Consider the following 19348-nt stretch of genomic DNA (forward strand, 5'->3'; position numbering starts at 1 on the left):
GCTACCTTGGCCAGCGAGCGCTACTGGCCGGGCGCCGGGTCCGGCGGGGCCGGATCGGCCGGCGGAGCCGGATCGGCCGGCGGGGCCGGATCGGCCGGCGGGGCGGGCTCCACGGGCGGGGTCTGCGGGGCGGGGCGGGCTGGCGGGCCGGGCGGAGCCACAACCACGGGCGGCGGAATGTACTTGGGCGCGAGCTCCTCGAAGGCGTCACCACCATACTTGGCGTTGACGACCGACATCACGACCGGCCACATGCGGTGCCGCGCCGTCGCAATCTGGTCTTTCCCGAAGAATTGCCGCCGTTGGCTGAGCGCTCCGGTCAGGCTCACCACGGCGACCACCGTGGCCACCTTGGTACTCGCACCGCTCATCCAGGTATCTTTAGCGCCATCCGTCGTTCCGGTCTTGCCGATCATCGGCACATTCGGTTTCGTATTCGAGTTGGATTGTCGTCCGGTGCCACCGGTCATCACCCGGTGCATGGCGTAGGCCATGCCGGCCGCGACCGTGGAATCCACCGATTGCGTGCAGACCGACGGCGGCACCGAAACCTCCACGCCATCGCGGTCGACGATGCGGTCGATGGCGATCGGCGAACAGGTGACGCCCTTGTTGGCGATGCCGGCGAAGGCGACGGCCATGGTCAGCGGCGCAACCTCATTGGTTCCGATCACGGATGCTGCCGACTGCGACAGCGGGTTGCCGGTGGCCCGGTGCACGCCGAACGCCTCCGCCGTCTGGCGGATACCGCAGAGGTCAAGCCGCTTCGCCATGCCGATGAAGCCGGTATTGATGGAGCCGACGGTGGCTTCCAGTGCACTGTAGTTGGCGCCGGATTCGTTGGCGTCGTTGCGCGGGTTGAAGGGTGGCTTCTCCTTGTCGTAATTCTGAGGACCCAGGCAACTGTCTTGAAAGGTGCCCCAATTCGCCTTTCGCCGGGAATCGACCCGTTCGTTGAGCGAGTGACCTTCCTTGAGCCAATCCGCCAGGGTGAAAACCTTGTAGGTCGATCCGGGTTGGAATCCGCTCGAGCCGCCCTCGGCGAAGTCCGTGCTGTAGTTGATGCCCGTGTAGTTCGCCCCCGTCGCCTGCACCGTCGGGTCCTGGCTGTAGTCCTTGTTCTGGGTCATGGCGAGTACTCGACCAGTGCCGACCTGCACGCTCGTGATGACCGCGCCGACGTCGCCGCCAGCGTAGACCTTGGGAACCTGCTGGTTCATGGTGGTGACGGCCGCGTTCTGCACGTCGAGATCAAGGGTTGTGTACACGTCGTAGCCGCCCCGGCGAAAGTTGAGCATGCGGGTGGCAGCGTCAGAACCAAAGGTGGAATCGGTCTGCAGAATCTTGGTCACATAGTCGCAGAAGAACGCATTGGCCATTGCCGTCTGGCAGCCCGTGCTCGGTTCAGTGATGAACGGTTCGACCGGTGCCGCCACCGCGGCGTCGTGGTCGACCTGCGTTATCTTTTTGTAGCGCAGCATTTCGCGCAGAATGTAATCGCGGCGCTGTTTGTTGGCGGCGTAGCCGTTGGCGGCCCCGTTGGTCTCACTCGCGGGCTTGTCGAGCTGAAACTTAACCGGGTTGTTCACGATACCGACGAGGCTCGCCGCCTGCGGCAGGGTGAGATTGGCCGCGGTGGTGTTGAAGTAATAGTTGGCGGCGGCCTCGATGCCGTACACAGTGCCGCCGAAACCGGTGATGTTGAAATACTGCTGCAGAATGTCGTGCTTGCTGTATTTCTTATCGACTCCGATAGCCAGCCGCATCTCCTTGAGTTTGCGGTCGGGCGTGGTCTCGGTCGCCGCGGTGTAACAGGCGTCGTGCGCGCGCGACTCGGAGATGACCTCGCACTTCTGCACGAGCACATTTTTCACGTATTGCTGGGTAATGGATGACCCGCCCTGGGTATCTCCCCCGGTTACCGTCGTCGCCGTGGCCCGCAGAGTGCCCTGCAGATCGATCCCGCCATGTTCGTAGAACCGTGGGTCTTCTCCCGACACCGCAGCATCCTGCGCGAACTGGCTGATCGCATCCAAGCCCACCTCGATGCGGTTCTGATCGTAAAACGAGGCGAGCAGTTCGAACGTTCCGTCACTGCGGGTGGCGAAGATGTCACTCTTCTGCGACAGGGGCTCGATGTTGACGTAGCCCGGCAGATTCTCGAACACCGAGATCGTGTTGGTCGCGGCTATGCCCGAGAGCGCCACGACCGGGGTCACCGACACGGCCACCAAAACGCCGGCCACAGCGCTCATGGCGACGAACCCGAGCAGGCCGCCGAGAACGCCGTGAACCGTACGCCGCCACGTCTGGGCTGCACCGGAGGGGCCCTCGATTAGCTGCACCACGTCAACCCCCAGCTGAGTCCATCCAATGCGGGAGCCCACGCTTGCACATCGGTTTGTAATTAATTGTCATGTTAGTCATATCCGTGCTCAAGTGGTCGGCTGGCCAGCAGGAGAATGTATCGGCTTGGTACCGGATTCAAAGTACTATCCGGTAAACCTGCTGGAAATCCTGATGCGAACGTTCGGCAGTGAAAAGGAATTCATCTTCCTCAAGCCGGCGACCTTACTGCGAATGTCGGTGACGCGGGGCATGCCGAGCTCCTCGGCCGCTCACCGGTGTCGCGGTTTGTCAGCCAAGCTTCTCGCCTCGCAGATCGAGCGGTCGACGCCCCGTTTCAGACCGAGGGATGGCCGGAGGTCACCGACGTAGAGCGGGACCACACGGTAGAGACCGAGTTTCGGGGGTTGGTGCCCGGCGACAGCTTCGGCGACCAGGGCTGGCGTCCCGTCAAAGGAATCGTGACCGTGCCATCGGCCCCGTTCATCGTTGTCACAGCGAAGGACTCCGCCGGACTCGTTGCCGAAGACTGCCGTGCCAACCCCCGCGGCCCGGCTGCTGACCGGGACGCGAAAATCAAAAGGTGCTACGGAAGCAGTCGTTCCCCCGCCCTCTCGGGGAGCCGAGCAGCCGCAGCACGAGCGATTGCGGCGGCCGCTTCGTTGGCGACAGTGTCGAAATCAACGCCCTCGATCGAATCGCCAACGGCTGCTGCCGCGGCCGAACGCGCAGCTGCGGTAGCAGCCACCGCCTCGGAGGTCGCCGACGGTGACGACGGCGAGACTGACGACGCGGCTACCGACGGCGAGACCGAAACCGAGGTCGGCGTGGCTTCATAGCCTGTCGAGGCGGCGCCAGCAGTCGAAGCGGGTGCGCCGGCTTGAACGGGCGCGACGTTGCGCAGGGCGGCCCCGGCCGTGCCGCCGAGCAGCCCGCCGAGGAGGTCCTTGATGCCGATGCCCATGGTAGATCCGAGCACGGCGTCGACCTCGCTGAAGCCCGACGCGACGTTCTTGGAGAGTTGGCTGGCACCATCCGTCGAAATGACGGTGAGCTGGTCGATGTTGCCCATGGGGGCGGCGAGTTCGTGCGCGATCTGTGGCAGCATCTCGACCAGGCGCAGCTGGATGAGCGCCTCGGACTGTTGGGCGACGGCCTCGGCGGAGAGCCGGGTGGCCGTGGCCTCGGCCGTACCGCGAGCGAGAATGGCGTCAGCTTCGGCCTGGCCCTCGGCCCGAGTGGCTTCGGCGTTCGCGACTCGGCTATCGCGATCGGCGGTGGCCTTGGCGACGGATGCCTCAGCGGCAGCGATCGCGGTCACCCGAATGCGGTACGCATCAGCGTCGGCGATCGCATTGACCTCGGATTCCAGCTCGGCCTTACGCAGGCTGGCCCGGCGCTGGGCGGTGAGCTCCTGCTCCTGCACGATGGCCTGCTGCGCCTTCGCTTCGGCAAGGGGCCGCGACGCGGCAGCCTCGGCGGAGGCCTTGTCGGTGTCGAGCTGCAGAGCCGCCCTGCGCAGGGCCAGCGTGTTCTGCGCTTCGGCGATGGCCTGCTCGGCGGTGATCAAAGCTTCCTGCGATTCGCGGTTCGCCACATGCTCGGCGACCTCGGCCTGCCGACGCACCTTGGCCTGCTCGGCACGGCCAATGTCGCGGATGTAGTCGTTCTCGTCCGTGATGCCCTTGATCTCGAAGGAATCGACGTCGAGGCCTTGGTTGGCGAGCGACTGCCGTGCGGTGGCGAGCACCGAACTGCCGAGCTCGTCACGCTTCTGGATGACGGTCATGACGTCGGTCGCGCCGATCGAGGAACGCAGTGACCCGCTCAGCACCTCTTGCGCGAAGCCATCGATGTTCTTGTCCTGCCCGAGAAAGCGCTGGGCGGCGGCCCGAATCGCGGCGGGATCATCGCCGACCTTGACGATGGCGACGGCATCGACGGAGAGCGTGATGCCGTTGCGGTCCTGCGCGACGGCGGTGATCTCGATCGCCCGGCTGCGTAGGCTGATCTTGAACGCTTTCTGGAAGAACGGGGTGATGAACACGCCCTGCCCGTGCACGACGCGCTGGCCGGATTCCTCGAGCGTGGCACCGTCCACGATGGTTTTGCGACTCTTCTTGCCGGTGATGATGAGGGCCTCATCGGGCCCGGCGTTCTTATAGATCGACTTGGCATAGATCAAGCCGAGGAGCAGAACCACGACGATCGTGAAAATGATCCCGGGGATCGGACTGAACAGAAAATCGAGCATGGGGTCCTTCCAAGGCGCAAGGCGCGTACGTCGTTTCCGCGATTCGGTCGCCTGACCTCGGCGCGGAGCTGTACTTCCAGTGTTGCAGGCCACAGCTCGGGATACGAAGGATGTCGACAATCGGTGGATCGGTTCGGGTAAATCTTTGGCCTCGTCGGGGATTCGAGTGATCGGCGAGTAGTGACAGCGCGAACGGGCCGCCTGGCCCACCCGGAGTTTGCGTCGCCTAGCCGTCGATGAAGTCGGCGGCAGCGCGGAGGAACGCGGCGGCCGCGAGGGCGCGCGCTGCGGCATCCGCTGCACGGCTTCCCTCGGCAAGAGCGGGGCCGGCGGATGCCGCGAACGCGTCGATCCGGCCAGCGGCAGTGCCGGCGGCCGGGCTGGCGGCCGGGCTGGCGGCCGGGCTGGTGGCCGGGCTGGTGGCCGGGCTGGCGGCCAGGGCGGCAGTCGGGGCGCCGGCCGGAACGGCGGTCGTGCTGGCGACCGGGCTGGCGACCAGTGGCCCCAGAAAGATGCGCGATTTCGCACTGCGCGGTCCGTTGAAGGCGGGATTCTGTCGCGGCTGACTCGAAAATGCCTCGCGAATCTTGGCCAGGAACTCAGCGTTGGTCAGCCGATTCGCGCTGGGCACCACGAGCAGGCTCGCCGCCACGGTGAAATCGCCGTGGCCGCCCGTCTCGTAGGCGACCTCGGTCGGTCTGCACGCGCTGAACAGCACCTCCCGCGCCAACGCTCGTTTGCCGGCGCGGGCGGGCGTGCCGCGCTTGGCCCGATAGTTTTTGCTCGTCGCCTCATCGGGAACGATGAACCGCGCCCGACGCCCGTGGGGAGCGGACGCCGCACTCAGATCGGCGACGTCGGCCAACTGCAGCTGCAACCGGCGTTGGCCGTCCCCGGAGTGGCAGGAGTCGAAGAACGCTGTGAGGCTGACGCCATCGGGCAGCTGGTCGAAGATCTCTCCCAGGTCATCGTCGATGATCAGGTTGCCGTCACGAAAGTCAATCGGGCAGAGCGCTTCGTCGTACTTTTTCTCCTCATTGCCGGTCTCGGTCTCGTCGCCGTCGAGGTCGTCCACGTAGGTGCCGTGCCCGGCGTACTGAAAGACCAACACATCGCCGGCGACACTGCGCGCGACCAGATCGAGCAACCCCAGCAGTATGTTCTGCCGGGTCGCCTCCGCGTCGAGCAGGGTGCACACTGCGAACCCGGCGGCGATGAACTGGGTTGCCCAGGCCTCGGCATCCGCTACGCAGCCATAGAGCGCGTCACCGCCCGGATAGGCGTTGATGCCCACACACAGTGCATGGTGGGTACCAACCGGCCGGGGAACAGCCGGACCAGGCACCGGCCAGAGGTCGTCGTCGAGGTCGCGGACGACTGGGAACGATTGGATGCGCGAGCTGCCGGTGACCCGGCGGACGACACTGTCCATCGTGGGGATGTCGTTGTCGAAACCTCCATGACTGGTCGAAGCGCTGCGGCTCGTCAACGGCCCATTCGTCGTTTTCGACCAGATGATATCGGCAGCCCCGCCGACACCGGCCGACCCGCTTGCGCCGGAGACGCCAAAGAGTCGGGCGAGCACCGGGTCGGCGCGCAGGCACTCGTCCAGGCCGAGAATGGGCGAAAACTCTTCGGGTTCGAACGCAGCCCGCACGAGATAGAGCAGGGATTTTCCGTAGGCGCCGAGGCAGGTATCGTCGCGTTCAAGCTTTTCGGTCATTGTGAAGATGGCGAGCGATTTCACTCCGTCGCCGACCAGGGGCACGATCTTCTTCTTGAAGATGTCGGTGCGCACAGCCGGCGCGAGCAGGCTGACCGTCTCGAAGGCTGGCACTCCCGCTTCCAGCGCGGCGGGAATGAAGAAGGAATGAAATATCGACCCGGCACTGTGCCCGATAGCATGCACGCTGATCGTGTCGGCGTGCGCCGTACAGTATGCGGCGAGCGCCTCCGCGACATAGCGGGCACCGCCATCTCCGGCGGACGCGGCCTCGGCCGAGCGCTTCATCTGGCCCCAGATGGCCTGGCCCTGACCGAATCGGGCGGCCAGTTCGATCACCCGGTCCTTCGCGTCGTCCAGCCAGCCCCGCCGCCCCTGTGCCCAGTCACCGACGGCGCTCGTGATGGCCCCGGCGAGGCTGGTCTCCCAGACGAAGTGGAGGGGATATACGCCGTTGGACTTCCACCAGTCCACCTGGGTCGCGGCGATCCGCAGCCCGGATTGCTCGTCGACGAGTCCACCGTGGGCGTAGAACACCACCGGTACGACGCCGCCGTGCTCAGCCACGAAGGCCGGCAAATGCGTGGCGAAGATGGCGTCGACCTCTCTTCGGGTGGTCGTGAACGCCCCGGTCGACGAGAATTTACCGTCGCGAAGATTGACCACGTGCGGCCGCAGTCCGTCAAGTTCGCTCTGCGGCAACGGCGGCCGCCTCGTCGCGGGAGCCGTTGAATTCGCGGCGGCCATCGAATTCGCGGGGGCCATCGAATTCGCGGGAGTCATCGAATTCGCGGGGGCCATCGAATTCGCGGGAGTCGTCGATTCGGGCATGGCACCGTTCCTCTCACGGTCAGATTTTGCTGGAACAGGTGCGCCGCCGCAGGGACCGGCCTTGTGATTATGGCGCGCGAGCGTTACTGCAGCGTTACTGCTCGGTGACTGCCACCGAAACCTTGACAGACCCGTCGTTCGGTTGCATATTGCAGACACAAACGGATGCTGCGGGGGTCGCCATGACGACTGGTACCGATTCCGGATCGAGCAATCCGGGACAGAGTGGCCTGCAGGTCAGCCTGACCGTGCTGGCTGAGGGACCGTTCACGACGTTTCACGCGCAAGCAGGTGAACCGGATGCGCTGCTCACGACGACCCTGCGGGTGCCGGTCGAGCGCATTGGACCTGGGCCGCGTAGCGCCCGGTTCGACGTGATCGTGCGTCGCCCAGGAGAGAAGCCGTTCAGCCTCGAGCTCGGCTCCCCGACGCCGCCCTGGATGGTTGTCGACGAGAAGCCCCCCGACAATCTCACCGCCCTGCTGCAGGACAGTCGATTTTTGGCACAGCAGGTGTACGCGGTGGCGGCATCCACTCTGGCGCTGTTCGAATCCACTCTGGGCCGACGTATGGGCTGGGTCAATGGTGGTCGACTGACCATCAGCGCCTACGACCGGGTCTCTTACCGGGAGTCTGGCTATTATCGCGACGACGGACTGATCCGGTTTGGACACAAACGCGACGGCCGCACGAGCAAGGCGGTACCGCTCGCCCTGTTTCGTGACCTTGTGGCGCACGAGGTCACTCACGCTATTGTCGACGGTTACCGACCGAAATGGGCCGATTCCCACGCCGAAATCGACCAACTCGCCCTGCACGAAGCCATCGCCGACCTCGTGGCCCTGCTGTCGGTGTTCTCCACGCAAACCCTGGTCGAGCAATTGCTGACCCAGACCGGCGGGGACAGCCGCAACCTCGATGACCTCGACGAAGATCTGCTGCGCCGCGACCTGTTTCGCCTAGGTGATGGACTGTTCAAACGCGGCACGGCCCGGCCGTCCCTGACCGACGATCTGGCGGCGAACTGGCGCACCCTGAGTGACCCGCATCTGCGCGGCGGGGCAATGGTGCAGGTGTTGCTGCGCGTCGTGGCCCGACTGTGGCTGCAGCGGCTTGACGCGCCCGGCGGTCGCTCGAGCCTGTATCAGGTGGCTCGCGCCGGGGCATCCGTTGGCCGTCAGGTGTTGAGCATGCTCATTCGCAGCCTCGGCTACATGGCGCCGGTCGATGTGACCTGGGAGGACCTGCTGCGCGGCATTCTCGCCGCGGATACGGCGGTCGTGCCCGACGATGACCTCGATTATCGCGGCACCGTTGTGACGGCCTTCGCCGAGGCCGGCATCGCGCTTCCCACGCTCACCGACCTCTCGGGCATATCGACCTTCGTCGGCCTGCGGTATCCGGTTCGGCTGGCCGCCCTGGGCTCCGATCCGGAAGAGATTGTACGGTTTCTCTGGGAGAACCCGGTACTACTCGCGGCGGCGAAGATCGACCCGACCCGGCCGATTGCGGTCGAACGGGTGCGGCCTACCCTGCGCGTCGGTCCCGACGGATTCGTGGTGTCGGAAATCGGCGCCACTTTCACGCAAGAGTTTCGCCTGAGCGCCGCTGAGGCGCGCAGCTTCGGGCTCGCCACCCGAACACCGGTGTTTATTCGCGGCGGCGGACAACTGCGTTTCGACGAGGGCGGGCGCCTCAGTTTCGCCGCCCTCAAACCGATTCTCGATCTGGAACGCCAGCGGGCGAAACTAGCCGCACAGGAGCGGGCTATTCGTCCAACGGATGCCGCCCCGCCCGCAGCCCCGCCGGTCACACCGCACGGTTCGAGGCGGCAATCCGGATCGATCGCAGCCCAGCCCCCCGAGGTCTCGGCGGATCGCAGACCAACCTTTCACCCCTAACGGCTGCCCGGCGCTGCCCATCAGGACGGATCGCAGACCAACCTTTCACCCCTAACGGCTGCCCGGCGGTGCCCATCAGAACGCGGTGCCCCAGGCCGTCGATTTGCCGGGAGCGGAAGCCTCCAGTTGCGCCCGCTGGGTGAATTTACGGTCACGCAGTTTCGCGTTGACCTGCTTGATGACCTCCCCGCGGCTCGAAGCAGCGCCTGACTGCAGCGCGTCGAGCAAAAAATGCGTGAACGCGCCGTTGTACCGCCCGTCGAAGTTGGCGTCGGCGGCCGTCTGGTCGGCCCGGCACGCGGCGAACAGCACCGGTTTAGCCGCGGCCTTCGACGAGCGAATCAGGTCGCGCAGGGTGCGCGTGTCAGCGCCCCCTGCCTCGGCACCGTCCCGGCCGAGCGGCGTCGGCGGTGGCACGAACCGGGGGCGCCGGTCGTCTCGACTGGGCAGCAGGTCCATGGCGCGCAGCCCGCTGCCGCTGTGGCAGGTGTCGAGAATCACGTCGAGCAGCACCCCCTTCGGAAGCCGGGCGAACAGATCGTGCAGCTCGTCGTCGACGATGAGGGAACCCGGGTTCCACGCGGCCCCGCTCTGGCGCAGATCGTAGGTGGCGAACGCCTCGTCAACCCGGTCGTCTTCGTCGCCGCTCGTGTCGGGCAGCTGGGTGCCGTGGCTCGACAGGGTGATCACGATGTGGTCGAGGTGCTCCCCCGGAGTATTCGCCCGATCGAGCGCCTCGGTCATCGCGCCGAACACCGCATCTTTCGTCGCGGCCCGATCGGTCAACACCGTGATGCTCGTGTCAGCAAAGCCGAAAGCCCTCCCGAGCAGGGCGCTGACGTCGGCGGCGTCGTTCACACAGCCGTTCAACCAACTGGTCATCGGTAGGTTCTCGAACCGGTTGATTCCCACACAGAGAGCGAATTGAGTCACGGTGGTCCAATCTCGAGAGCACCCCGCCGTATTTGCTGGCACCGAGTTGAGGGTAGTGGCACCGGCGTTACCGGCGAGTTACCGGGGTGGCGATCTCACGTGTACCGACGCATCCCTTTGGTCGTGTCGGCATTGACAACGGCGGCCGGGCTGGCCATTCTGAGCGGTAACAGCACTCGCCGTCACGTTGCGGGCCGACTGCGCACCCTGAAAGTTTCGCGGATCGAGCACTCATGGGATTTTCGGTGACACCGAGCTGGGATCTTCGCGTGCTGGGCTACTGGCAATTGCGCTGCAACGGCGTGCCGGTGGAGGTCGGCATGCGGCAGCAGCGCTTGCTCGCCGCCCTCGCCGTGCTGCACACCCAGCCGCGGCACGTGCTCGCCGCTCTGCTCTGGCCGGACAGCCCCGAGCGCCAATCGGCCGGAAACCTGCGGGCGGGCGTCTTTCGCATCTCTCATGAACTGCCGCGCTTGCTCCGCGCGACCGAGCCGCTGCAGATCGACGCTGCCGTGCGTGTTGATCTGCGCGAGGTGCGGAAATTGATCACCGAGATCACGCGGACCGGCGGCCAGCCCGTGCCGCCGGAATCGATCGATCTGCTGCAGGAGGCCAACCTCTTACCGGGCTGGTACGAGGAATGGGTGATCGACCAACAGGATCACCTGGTCAATCAACGGGTAGACGCCCTGGAAGCCCTAGCCCGCTCCTATCTGGTGGCGGGCAGTTTCCGCCACGCCCTGGGTGCGTCGCGTGCTGCAGCCCGGGTGGATCCCCTCCGCGAAAGCGCCCAGCACCTGCTCGTGCGATGCCACCTCGCCGAAGACAACTATGCGTCGGCGGTGCAGGTCTACCGCAGTTATCGCGCCCATCTGGGCCGCGAACTCGGCGTCGAGCCGTCCGCCCATTTCGCCGAGCTCCTCGGCCTGGATTCCGCGATCGTGGATTCACGCGTGCTGGTCCGGTCGATGAAGACCAGCTGAGCGCACCCGCTCACAGGAGGTTCCCACCCGGACCCAACCTATCCTCAGGTAGTGACTGAAACAGCCCTCCCCCGCCCTTTCCGTCCCCAATCAAGCTGGGTACGCAGCGTCGGCCTGATGATTTTCTTCAGCCGCTGGCTGCAGGCGCCCCTCTATATTGGCCTCATCATCGCGCAGATTATCTACGTGATCGTGTTCATGGTCGAGCTCATCAACCTCGGCGGTGACGTCTGGACCTCACTGACCGTGCCCGGCGACGACGGTGGCATCCACGTTGAAGAAGCCGCGATCATGCTGTCCGTGCTCGGCCTGATCGACGTCGTGATGATTGCGAACCTGCTGATCATGGTCATCATCGGTGGCTACGAGACCTTCGTCTCGCGCATTCGCTTAGAGGGTCACCCCGACCAGCCGGAGTGGCTGTCCCACGTCAACGCGAACGTGCTCAAGGTCAAGCTCGCCATGGCCATCGTGGGAATCTCATCGATCCACCTGCTCAAGACCTTCATCGAAGTCGGAGATTTGGCCGCCCGCGGCACCCCCCTCGACTCCAGCCCGAGCGAGACCATCACGGGCAACGTCTACACCTGGGACGGCGTGCTCTGGCAGGTCATCATCCACATGGTGTTCATTCTCTCCGCGATCGCCCTGGCCTGGATCGACCGTATGTCGCAGTCCGGGCACGCCATGCCCTCGGCCGTTGCGCCGACGCCCACCATCGCCCCCGAGCGGGTCTCGGCGTTGGCTGCCGCACCCGCGCGCCGCGAGATCGAGGGCCACGCCGCGCCGGCCACGTCTACCGGAATCGCCCTGCATATCACGCAGCTGGGTCAGCTGCGTGATGCCGGCGTGGTGACGGATGCCGAATTCCTCGCCAAGAAGACGGAACTTCTCGCGCGGTATTAGAACACCGTGAGGCCGCGGGCGCGAAACTGGTCGCGAACACGCTCGAGCAGTACGGCATCGGGCGGGTGCACCCCGTGCAGCGGGTAGGGGATGGCGAGGCGGTTCCATTTGTCCTCGCCCATCTGGTGAAACGGCAATACCTCTACCCGAGAGACGTTGGGCCAGCGAGCCACGATTTCGGCAACGGCGTCGACATTGTCCACCGCGTCGGTCAGCCCGGGAACGAGCACGAACCGCACCCACACATTCGTACCGCGTTCGCGCAGCCGGTCGCCGCGAACATACCCCGGTAGCGACGGATGCGCGCCAGCACGTCGCCGATCGGCGTCACCACGCCGTCCCTCATCTTCCAGGAATCCGGGTTGTGGCAGTACTGGCGGCGCAGCAGACAGCCGGATGGTCAGCTGCGGATAGTTCTCCGGATGTGCCATGGCGTCTTCGAGGGTTTCCCGGTTGAGCACGTTGATATTGAGGTGGTAGCCGCTTGCGAGCGTGTATGCGTCGATCAGGCCGACCAGGTTGGTGATCCGCTCTGCCGGGGTGTGGCCGAGCCCGGTCGATACGACCGTGTTGGTCAGGGAGATGCCGTCTTGCGCTTCAGAGTAGGGCAGTTTCGCCACGCTCAGTGCCGAGGCAAGCATGCCGTGGGTGTCGCGGCCGTTCATCGGGTTGGCTCCGGGGGCGAATGGCGCACCGGCCCGGCGACCGTCGTGGATATTGCCGGTCTTCTTGCCGTAGACCAGGTTCGAGGTGATGGTGAGCACCGACTGCGTGTGCACGGCATTCCGATAGGTGGGATGCCGGCGAATCATGGCCATGAACGTTTCGACGATGGTCACGGCGATCGCGTCGACGTGGTCGTCGTCGTTGCCGAACGCAGGATAGTCGCCGTCAATCGTGCGTACCTGCTCGGCGTTCTCCTCGCGGGAACGAATCACGTCTTCGGTGCTCGGTTGCTCGTCGAGTGCGGCGCGTTCGAGTTTCTTCGCCGCGATAAGGGCGGTCACGCCGTAGAGCGCGACACGGCGGTAGTCGCCGATGATGCGGCCGCGACCGGAGGCACCTGGCAGCCCCGTGATGAGGTGGCTGTGCCTGGCCGGTTTGACGGCGGGCGGATACACGTCGAAGACACCGTCGTTGTGCGTCTTGCGATACTTCGTGAAGATGGTTTTCGGCGCGGGCGAGACCGGGTACCCGTAGGTGTCGAGGCTCGTCGCGACCATGCGCCAGCCACCGAAGGGCATGATGGCTCGCTTGAGCGGGGCATCCGTTTGCAGGCCGACGATAATTTTGTTCGGCCGGTCGATGTAGCCGGGTGTGTGCGCCGTGATCGACGCCGGCGTGGCGGCGTCGACGTCGTAGACGCCGGGCTCTCGCTCCCGGGGAAACATCGCCGACAGCTATCGACGCCGCCGGAACGCGTCACGGGCCGGAAGTCCCGTCTTTGCAGCGGATGCTGTTAGCGCTTGAGTCCCGGAAACTGGTCGTCGCGCCACTCGTCCGGCATAAGGATACCCGCAGCGGCCGCAGCGTCTTCACGCTCGCGCAGCTCGACTCGGCGAATCTTGCCCGAGATGGTCTTGGGCAGATCGAAGAACTCCACCCGCCGCACCCGCATGTAGGCCGGCAGCCCGGTGCGGGCGTGCCGCAGCACGGCTTCGGCGGTCTCCGCCGTCGGTTCCCAACCCGGAGCGAGATGAATGTAGGCCTTGGGAATGTTCAGCCTGGTCGCGTCGGGCGCGGGAACGACGGCGGCTTCGGCGACCGCGGGGTGTTCGAGCAGCACGCTCTCCACCTCGAACGGCGACACCTTGTAGTCGCTCGACTTGAACACGTCGTCGGTGCGGCCGATGAAGGTGAGGTAACCGTCGGCATCCACCGTTGCGACGTCGCCGGTGTGAAAGAAGCCACCCCGAATGGCATGCGCGGTGAGGTCGGGTTCGCCGTGGTAGCCGCTCATGAGGTTGACCGGGCTCTGCGAGAGGTCGAGACAGATTTCGCCCTCGTCGGCGGGCAGCTCGGTGATCGGGTCGAGCAGCTTGATCGAGACACCGGGCAGGGGCAGGCCCATCGACCCGGCTTTCAGCGCGGAGCCGGGCCCGTTTCCGACGATTGCGGTGGTCTCGGTCTGGCCGAATCCGTCGCGGATGGTGAGCTTCCAGCCGTTGTCGATCTGCCGGATGACCTCGGGGTTGAGTGGTTCTCCAGCCGAGAGCAACTCGCGGAGGCTGGCCGGGCGGGCGCCGATATCCGCTTGAATGAGCATGCGCCAAACTGTCGGCGGTGCGCAGAACGTGTTGACCTCGGCGCGGTGAAGCTGCGCAATCAGGGCGGCCGGGTCGAACTTGGAGTAGTTATAGACGAACACGGTCGCCTCGGCGATCCACGGGGCGAAGAAGCAGCTCCAGGCGTGTTTGCCCCAGCCGGGCGAGCTGATGGCGAGGTGGACGTCACCGGGACGCAGGCCCAGCCAGTACATGGTGGAGAGGTGGCCGACCGGGTAGGAGGTCTGCGAGTGCAGTACCATTTTCGGTTTGCTCGTCGTGCCCGAGGTGAAGTAGATCAGCGAGGGGTGAGCGGATTCCACAACCGTCGTGATCGGTTCAGGGGTGATTTGGTAGGCATCCGCGAAGTCGGCCCACCCGGGCCGGGCCGGACCGACACCGATGCGGGTGTAGTCGCCGGGAACGTCGTCGAATTTGGCCGCGTCGCCCGAGTTAGCGATCACGTGGGCGACGCCGCCGCGACGCACCCGGTCGGTCAGGTCGTGCGAGGCGAGAACGGTGCTCGTGGGCATGATGACGGCGCCGACCTTCATGATGGCGAGCATCGCCTCCCAGATCTCCCGCTGGTTGCCAAGCATGAGCATGACGTGGTCGCCCCGCCCCACGCCCCGCCTGGTCAGCCAGGTGGCAACCTGGTCGGATCGATGGGCCATCTCGTCAAAGGTGAGCTTTTGCTCGCTGCCGTCTTCCTCGACGATCCACAGCGCGATTTTGTCGTTGCCGCGGGCGAGCACGTCGAACCAGTCCGTGGCCCAGTTGAAGTGTTCTCCCACGTCGGGCCAGCGAAATTCTTGTGCGGCGCGTGCGTGATCGTCGCGTAGGGCGAGAAGCTGGTCGCGTGCGGCACGGTAGTTGCTCGTGCTCGTGTTGTTTGTGCTCACCTGGTGACTCATGCGCCGTTGTCTCCTTGAACGAGTCGCCGGGGAAACGGCGACAGTCTATTCTGACAGGGCTTCGGGTTAGCCACAGTCTGGCCGACAGCGAGCCGTGTACTCGGCTCGTTGCGAGGCCTATCGTTGAAGGATGACCTTCTCTATTCGCTCCCTCGTACCCGACGACCTGCCGCGTTTGCTCGCGCTCAACAATGCAGCCGTTCCCGCGGTCAATGAGCTGGATGCTCCGGCGCTGGCCGCTCTTGCAGAACATAGCCACCTCGCGGTCGCTGTCGTTGCCGACGGCGCAGCCGATGTCGCGCTCGGGTTTGCCATCCTATTTGTCGCCGGGGCAGACTATGAGAGCGAAAACTACCGGTGGTTTTCCGGCCGGTCCACGGATTTTCTCTATGTCGACCGCATCGTTGTCGCTGATGGGTCTCGCGGGCAGGGCCTCGGCCAGGTGCTCTACGACGCAATCTTTGGCGCGGCACGCCGCGAGCTGCTCGCTGAGGTGCTGTGCGAGGTCAACCTGGAGCCGCCGAACCCGGGTTCGCTCGCCTTTCACGATCGTCTCGGGTTCACCGAGGTCGGCCAGCTGTCAACGAAGGGGGACACCGTCGTCGTGAGCCTGCTGGCGGCATCCGTTTAGCAAGCCACTGCCCGGGACCTGCTGTGATCCCGCCAGCGGCGCTAGTCGTTCGCGGGTGTCGGCCGGGGCCGGTCGAGACGATCCAGGATCGCCCGCAGGTCGCTGATCATCGCGAGCTGGCGGTTGTTGATCTCCAGCAAAGCCTCAATGTCGACCTTCGCGGCGATGTTTGTGTCGCAGTCGTGCTGGGCCAGGGCTGCGGCGATTGCATCCTGCCGTTTGGCCGAGATGAGCAGGATAGCGCCCTGCAGGCCGGCAAGCATGCTTAGGAACAGGTTGAGCAGAATGAACGGGTACGGATCCCAGCCGGACGCGTAGGAATTCGCCACGGCCCACAGAATCATGAACAGCACAAAGCCACCGACGAAGCGCCAGCTGCCCATGGAATTGCGCAAAGTATCGGCGGCCCGCTCCCCCGCGGTCAGGGATTTCTTGTGCTGTTGGTGCCAGGTAATGGTGAGTCCGCGGTGCGCGCTCGCTGTGTGAGCGATGCCCGACGACCCGGGTGAGGTGTCGGAGGTGCCGGGCACAGTATTCATGGGCACAGTATACGACTGATGAATCCATGCGTTTGCGCGCCGAATAAGACGCCGATCGTCCGGCCTGGCGATACCCCTCTGTATACAGAGCGGCAAATCATTTCCTCCCCTTGACGGGCACCGACCCGAATGTCGTAGTGGTGCGTCCGTCGGAACGGGGACAGCCGCACGGCTCTGCATACACATAGCGCCGGGAAGTTTCAAGGGGTGCCGTCCTTGCGCGTTGCCCCCTATGGTCGACCTGACGCGAGTGATCGCTTGCGCAGAATCAAGCCAAGGGAGAACCCTCGATGCGAATCACCTGCCCGTTTTGCAAGTCACAGGCCGACTTGAAGCCGAACCCCGCACAAGCCCAGCGGCTCACGCTTCCCCTCTACATTCTCAAGTGCTCCGGTTGCGAACGCACCAGCATTCGCGTTGAACCCGTGCGTCTTCCCCACGTCGCCCTCTCGGCGCTCGCACGGGCGTGACGCGCTCGGCCGTCGCGCCGACCACGACGGGGCCAACCCCCGATCGATCCGGTGGCGCTGTGTCGGCTGCTCGCTGAGATCCGGCACCCATTCAGCTTCGGGTTCGGGTTCGGGTTCGGCGAGAATCGATCGAAGCGGATGCCGGTGCGCTCGTCAGTTGCGCTAACGCGTTGTCTTCGTGGTCGTTCAGACGGCTCTGGGCCAAGAGACCGTCGCCGCCCCGCACGGCCTCGGCGATGCCGCGATGTTCTTCGATCCATTCATCGGTGACCCGGTGGGAGTACTGCAAGACGGCCAGGCACATGCGCGTCTCGATCATGAGCGTGGTGTGGATGCGAACGAGGCTGCGACTCCCGCTCAGCGCCACGAGGTGTTCATGAAAGGCCATATCGGCGTCGCTCATGGCGGCGTGATCGCCGGTGACCGCTGCATTCTCCATCTCCGCGACTTTGGAGAGCAGGTCCTGGCCGGAAGCGACGTGGCCAGCGCCCACGAGCATTTTGCAGGCGGCCGATTCCACGGCGGTGCGCAACACGTACATATCGCGAATCTCGGCATCCGTCATTTCGATCACAAACAAGCCGCGGTTGCGAATGCTGATCAACAGACCCTCCTGCGTCAACCGCTGCATCGCTTCGCGCAGCGGACCCCGGCTGACACCGAGTTCGCGGGCGAGTTCGGCCTCGCCGAGTTGCGACCCGGGCGCTACCGCGCCGTGCGCGATCGCGTACCGCAGCTTGCGGGCGATGATCGACGGGGTGGATTCCTGGATGACGGGTTCCAATGAGTATCGCGGGGACATGCCCTTCCCAGTTCTTTCTCGTTTTAATTGTCAACAATTCTAGCTCTGGCGCTCGAAAATGTCGCCTGATCCTCGCCACCGCGCAGGGAGGAATTTGACGAACGCGGTGCGGCCAGCGCGACACTCCACCAAAAAGTTGCCCCCGCACTAGTGGGCGCAATGCGGGTGAGGAGGCTACGCTGACGGCATGATCGATGGAGACCGCGACCACAACGCTTCCCGCTCCACCAATCCCGACCTCGCCCCCATCCATCGGGGCACCCCGTTGCCCGACTATGTCAACGCCTGGGTGTCGACGCAGCGCTGGTTCGGCAACAAGGGGCATGTTCCGGCCTTACGCAGCATCGGCCATTTCGCTCTCACCTCCGCCGAGCCCGGAGTCGCAATCCGCGTCGATCTCGTGCTGGACACCGCGAGCCTGGGCTTCACGCTGTACCAGCTGCCAACCACGGAACGGGTCGCCGAACTCGCCGGTTTAGATAATGCACTGATCACTGTGCGCAAACCCGGCTCCGACCACGCGCGGTACATCTACGACGCAGCCTACGATCCAGCTTTCGCTGCCGCAGTGCTCGCTTTCATGGAGGCGCAGAGCGAGGCGTCCACGACCAGTGAAAGGGCGACCGGTCGCTCGGCCGCCAGCGCGCGCGGGAACGACCTGCGACCGGGCTCCCCCGCCTCATCGATGGCGCGCGTCACATCGAGTCGCGTGCTCAGCGGTGAGCAATCCAATACCTCGATCATCGTGCAGCGCACTGATCCGACCGGGGCGCCGGCGACGCCGATCATCTGCAAGGTTTTTCGCATCATTCATGCCGGAGAGAACCCGGATGTGACGGTGCAGGCCGCGCTGGCCAGCGCCGCGTCACAGCGGATCCCGCTGCCATTCGGCGCAATTCTCGGCGAGTGGGATGACCCCGCCGAACCCGCGAGCCGGGCTAGCGGCCATCTGGCCTTCGCCCAGGAGTTTCTGCCCAATGCCCCGGATGCCTGGCGCACCGCCCTGGTCGCAGCGGCCGCCGGCAGCGATTTCACGGGCCCCGCCTTTCGGCTGGGTCAAGCCACCGCCGAGGTACACCACGACCTCGCCCGTACCCTGCCGACCCTCGATGCAACTCCCGCGGTGATTGCCGGAGAGATGGCCAAGATGCGGCTGCGCTGCGATCAGGCCCTGCGTGAAGTGCCGGTCTTGGCCGGTCACCGCGACGCGATCGAGGCTGTGTTTGCCCGGGCGGAGACCGCGGTGTGGCCGAAATTACAGCGTATCCACGGTGACTTTCACCTTGGCCAGGTTCTCGACGTGCAGGGCCGCGGCTGGATGCTGCTGGACTTTGAGGGCGAACCACTACGCACCCTGCGCGAGCGCACCCGGCCCGACATTCCGTTACGCGATGTCGCCGGCATGCTGAGGTCGTTCTCCTATGTTTCGGGGGCCATGACGGCAACGACGACGGCCGATACGGCCACGGTGGAGATGCCGGGCAAGTCAGCGCCGGGTGAGGTGATGTCGGACAAGACGACGGCGGACAAGGCGACAGGTGCCGCACCCAGTATTTTCGAGTGGGCCGCGGCCTGCCGCGGTGCCTTCTTGGCGGGCTACGCCGATCGCTCCGGCATCAAACTGGCCGATCAGAGCGCGCTGCTGGATGCGTTCGAGCTCGACAAGGCACTGTACGAAGCGGTCTACGAGATTCGCAACCGCCCCACCTGGCTGCCGATCCCCCTCGCTGCGATTGAACGGCTGGTCAGGACTTAGTTCTGGCCGGTTCGCTCTGACCGATTCGCTCTGACCGATTCGCTCTGGCCGGTTCGCTCTGACCGGTTCGCTCTTGCCTGGTCTGAACAACGCTG

General features: G+C 65.1%; 12 protein-coding genes and 1 pseudogene. 5 read left to right on the forward strand and 8 right to left on the reverse strand.

What is annotated here, in order from left to right; all coding sequences use genetic code 11:
• Positions 1–20: 20 nt before the first annotated feature.
• From E3T50_RS14600 to E3T50_RS14610, 3 genes are all read right to left on the reverse strand, one after another.
• Positions 21–2387 carry a transglycosylase domain-containing protein gene (locus tag E3T50_RS14600; protein WP_206751317.1) on the reverse strand — a complete coding sequence of 789 codons (2367 nt, stop codon included), beginning with the start codon at positions 2385–2387 and terminating at the stop codon, positions 21–23.
• Between the two features lie 545 nt (positions 2388–2932).
• Positions 2933–4600: a flotillin family protein gene (locus E3T50_RS14605; RefSeq protein ID WP_166784316.1), complete on the reverse strand. Its 1668-nt coding sequence runs from the start codon at positions 4598–4600 to the stop codon at positions 2933–2935.
• 226 nt (positions 4601–4826) lie between these two features.
• On the reverse strand, positions 4827–7025 hold the full coding sequence (locus E3T50_RS14610) for a caspase family protein (RefSeq protein WP_166784317.1): 2199 nt from the start codon (positions 7023–7025) through the stop codon (positions 4827–4829).
• 311 nt (positions 7026–7336) lie between these two features.
• On the opposite strand from E3T50_RS14610, the gene E3T50_RS14615 reads away from it, so the two are divergent.
• Positions 7337–9055 carry a gluzincin family metallopeptidase gene (locus tag E3T50_RS14615; protein WP_134552890.1) on the forward strand — a complete coding sequence of 573 codons (1719 nt, stop codon included), beginning with the start codon at positions 7337–7339 and terminating at the stop codon, positions 9053–9055.
• A gap of 75 nt (positions 9056–9130) precedes the next feature.
• Here the strand turns inward: E3T50_RS14615 and E3T50_RS14620 are convergent, their stop codons facing one another.
• On the reverse strand, positions 9131–10030 hold the full coding sequence (locus E3T50_RS14620) for a caspase family protein (protein ID WP_338145367.1): 900 nt from the start codon (positions 10028–10030) through the stop codon (positions 9131–9133).
• Positions 10031–10233: 203 nt separating this feature from the next.
• On the opposite strand from E3T50_RS14620, the gene E3T50_RS14625 reads away from it, so the two are divergent.
• Together E3T50_RS14625 and E3T50_RS14630 are read left to right on the forward strand one after the other, a co-directional pair.
• Entirely contained in the window at positions 10234–10971 is a 738-nt protein-coding gene (locus tag E3T50_RS14625) for an AfsR/SARP family transcriptional regulator (RefSeq protein ID WP_166784318.1), read from the forward strand.
• 51 nt (positions 10972–11022) lie between these two features.
• Complete coding sequence (locus E3T50_RS14630) at positions 11023–11877, forward strand: TIGR00645 family protein (protein ID WP_134552896.1); 855 nt, start codon at positions 11023–11025, stop codon at positions 11875–11877.
• Positions 11878–12263: 386 nt separating this feature from the next.
• Here the strand turns inward: E3T50_RS14630 and E3T50_RS14635 are convergent.
• Both E3T50_RS14635 and E3T50_RS14640 read right to left on the reverse strand, forming a co-directional pair.
• A pseudogene (locus E3T50_RS14635) lies at positions 12264–13277 on the reverse strand (pyruvate formate lyase family protein); the annotation flags it as partial.
• 59 nt (positions 13278–13336) lie between these two features.
• Entirely contained in the window at positions 13337–15055 is a 1719-nt protein-coding gene (locus tag E3T50_RS14640; protein ID WP_134552900.1) for an AMP-binding protein, read from the reverse strand.
• Between the two features lie 130 nt (positions 15056–15185).
• Here E3T50_RS14640 and E3T50_RS14645 point away from each other — a divergent pair, with 130 nt between their 5' ends.
• Positions 15186–15686 carry a GNAT family N-acetyltransferase gene (locus tag E3T50_RS14645; protein ID WP_134552902.1) on the forward strand — a complete coding sequence of 167 codons (501 nt, stop codon included), beginning with the start codon at positions 15186–15188 and terminating at the stop codon, positions 15684–15686.
• Between the two features lie 41 nt (positions 15687–15727).
• Here the strand turns inward: E3T50_RS14645 and E3T50_RS14650 are convergent, their stop codons facing one another.
• On the reverse strand, positions 15728–16225 hold the full coding sequence (locus tag E3T50_RS14650) for a DUF1003 domain-containing protein (RefSeq protein WP_338145368.1): 498 nt from the start codon (positions 16223–16225) through the stop codon (positions 15728–15730).
• Positions 16226–16786: 561 nt separating this feature from the next.
• The gene (locus E3T50_RS14655) at positions 16787–17497 is read right to left on the reverse strand and encodes a GntR family transcriptional regulator (RefSeq protein WP_134552904.1); all 711 of its coding nucleotides are present in this window, start codon (positions 17495–17497) and stop codon (positions 16787–16789) included.
• Between the two features lie 187 nt (positions 17498–17684).
• On the opposite strand from E3T50_RS14655, the gene E3T50_RS14660 reads away from it, so the two are divergent.
• Positions 17685–19253, forward strand: coding sequence for a maltokinase N-terminal cap-like domain-containing protein (locus E3T50_RS14660; RefSeq protein ID WP_134552905.1), 1569 nt, complete (start codon positions 17685–17687; stop codon positions 19251–19253).
• Positions 19254–19348 lie beyond the last annotated feature (95 nt).

This window comes from Cryobacterium gelidum (assembly GCF_004403985.1).
Lineage (GTDB): Bacteria > Actinomycetota > Actinomycetes > Actinomycetales > Microbacteriaceae > Cryobacterium > Cryobacterium gelidum.

Bases quoted from the DNA above. Each gene is read 5' to 3' on its own strand.
- E3T50_RS14615 (WP_134552890.1), top strand. From the start codon at position 7,337: ATGACGACTGGTACCGATTCCGGATCGAGCAATCCGGGACAGAGTGGC.
- E3T50_RS14605 (WP_166784316.1), bottom strand. From the start codon at position 4,600: ATGCTCGATTTTCTGTTCAGTCCGATCCCCGGGATCATTTTCACGATC.
- E3T50_RS14645 (WP_134552902.1), top strand. From the start codon at position 15,186: ATGACCTTCTCTATTCGCTCCCTCGTACCCGACGACCTGCCGCGTTTG.
- E3T50_RS14650 (WP_338145368.1), bottom strand. From the start codon at position 16,225: ATGAATACTGTGCCCGGCACCTCCGACACCTCACCCGGGTCGTCGGGC.
- E3T50_RS14640 (WP_134552900.1), bottom strand. From the start codon at position 15,055: ATGAGTCACCAGGTGAGCACAAACAACACGAGCACGAGCAACTACCGT.
- E3T50_RS14655 (WP_134552904.1), bottom strand. From the start codon at position 17,497: ATGTCCCCGCGATACTCATTGGAACCCGTCATCCAGGAATCCACCCCG.
- E3T50_RS14660 (WP_134552905.1), top strand. From the start codon at position 17,685: ATGATCGATGGAGACCGCGACCACAACGCTTCCCGCTCCACCAATCCC.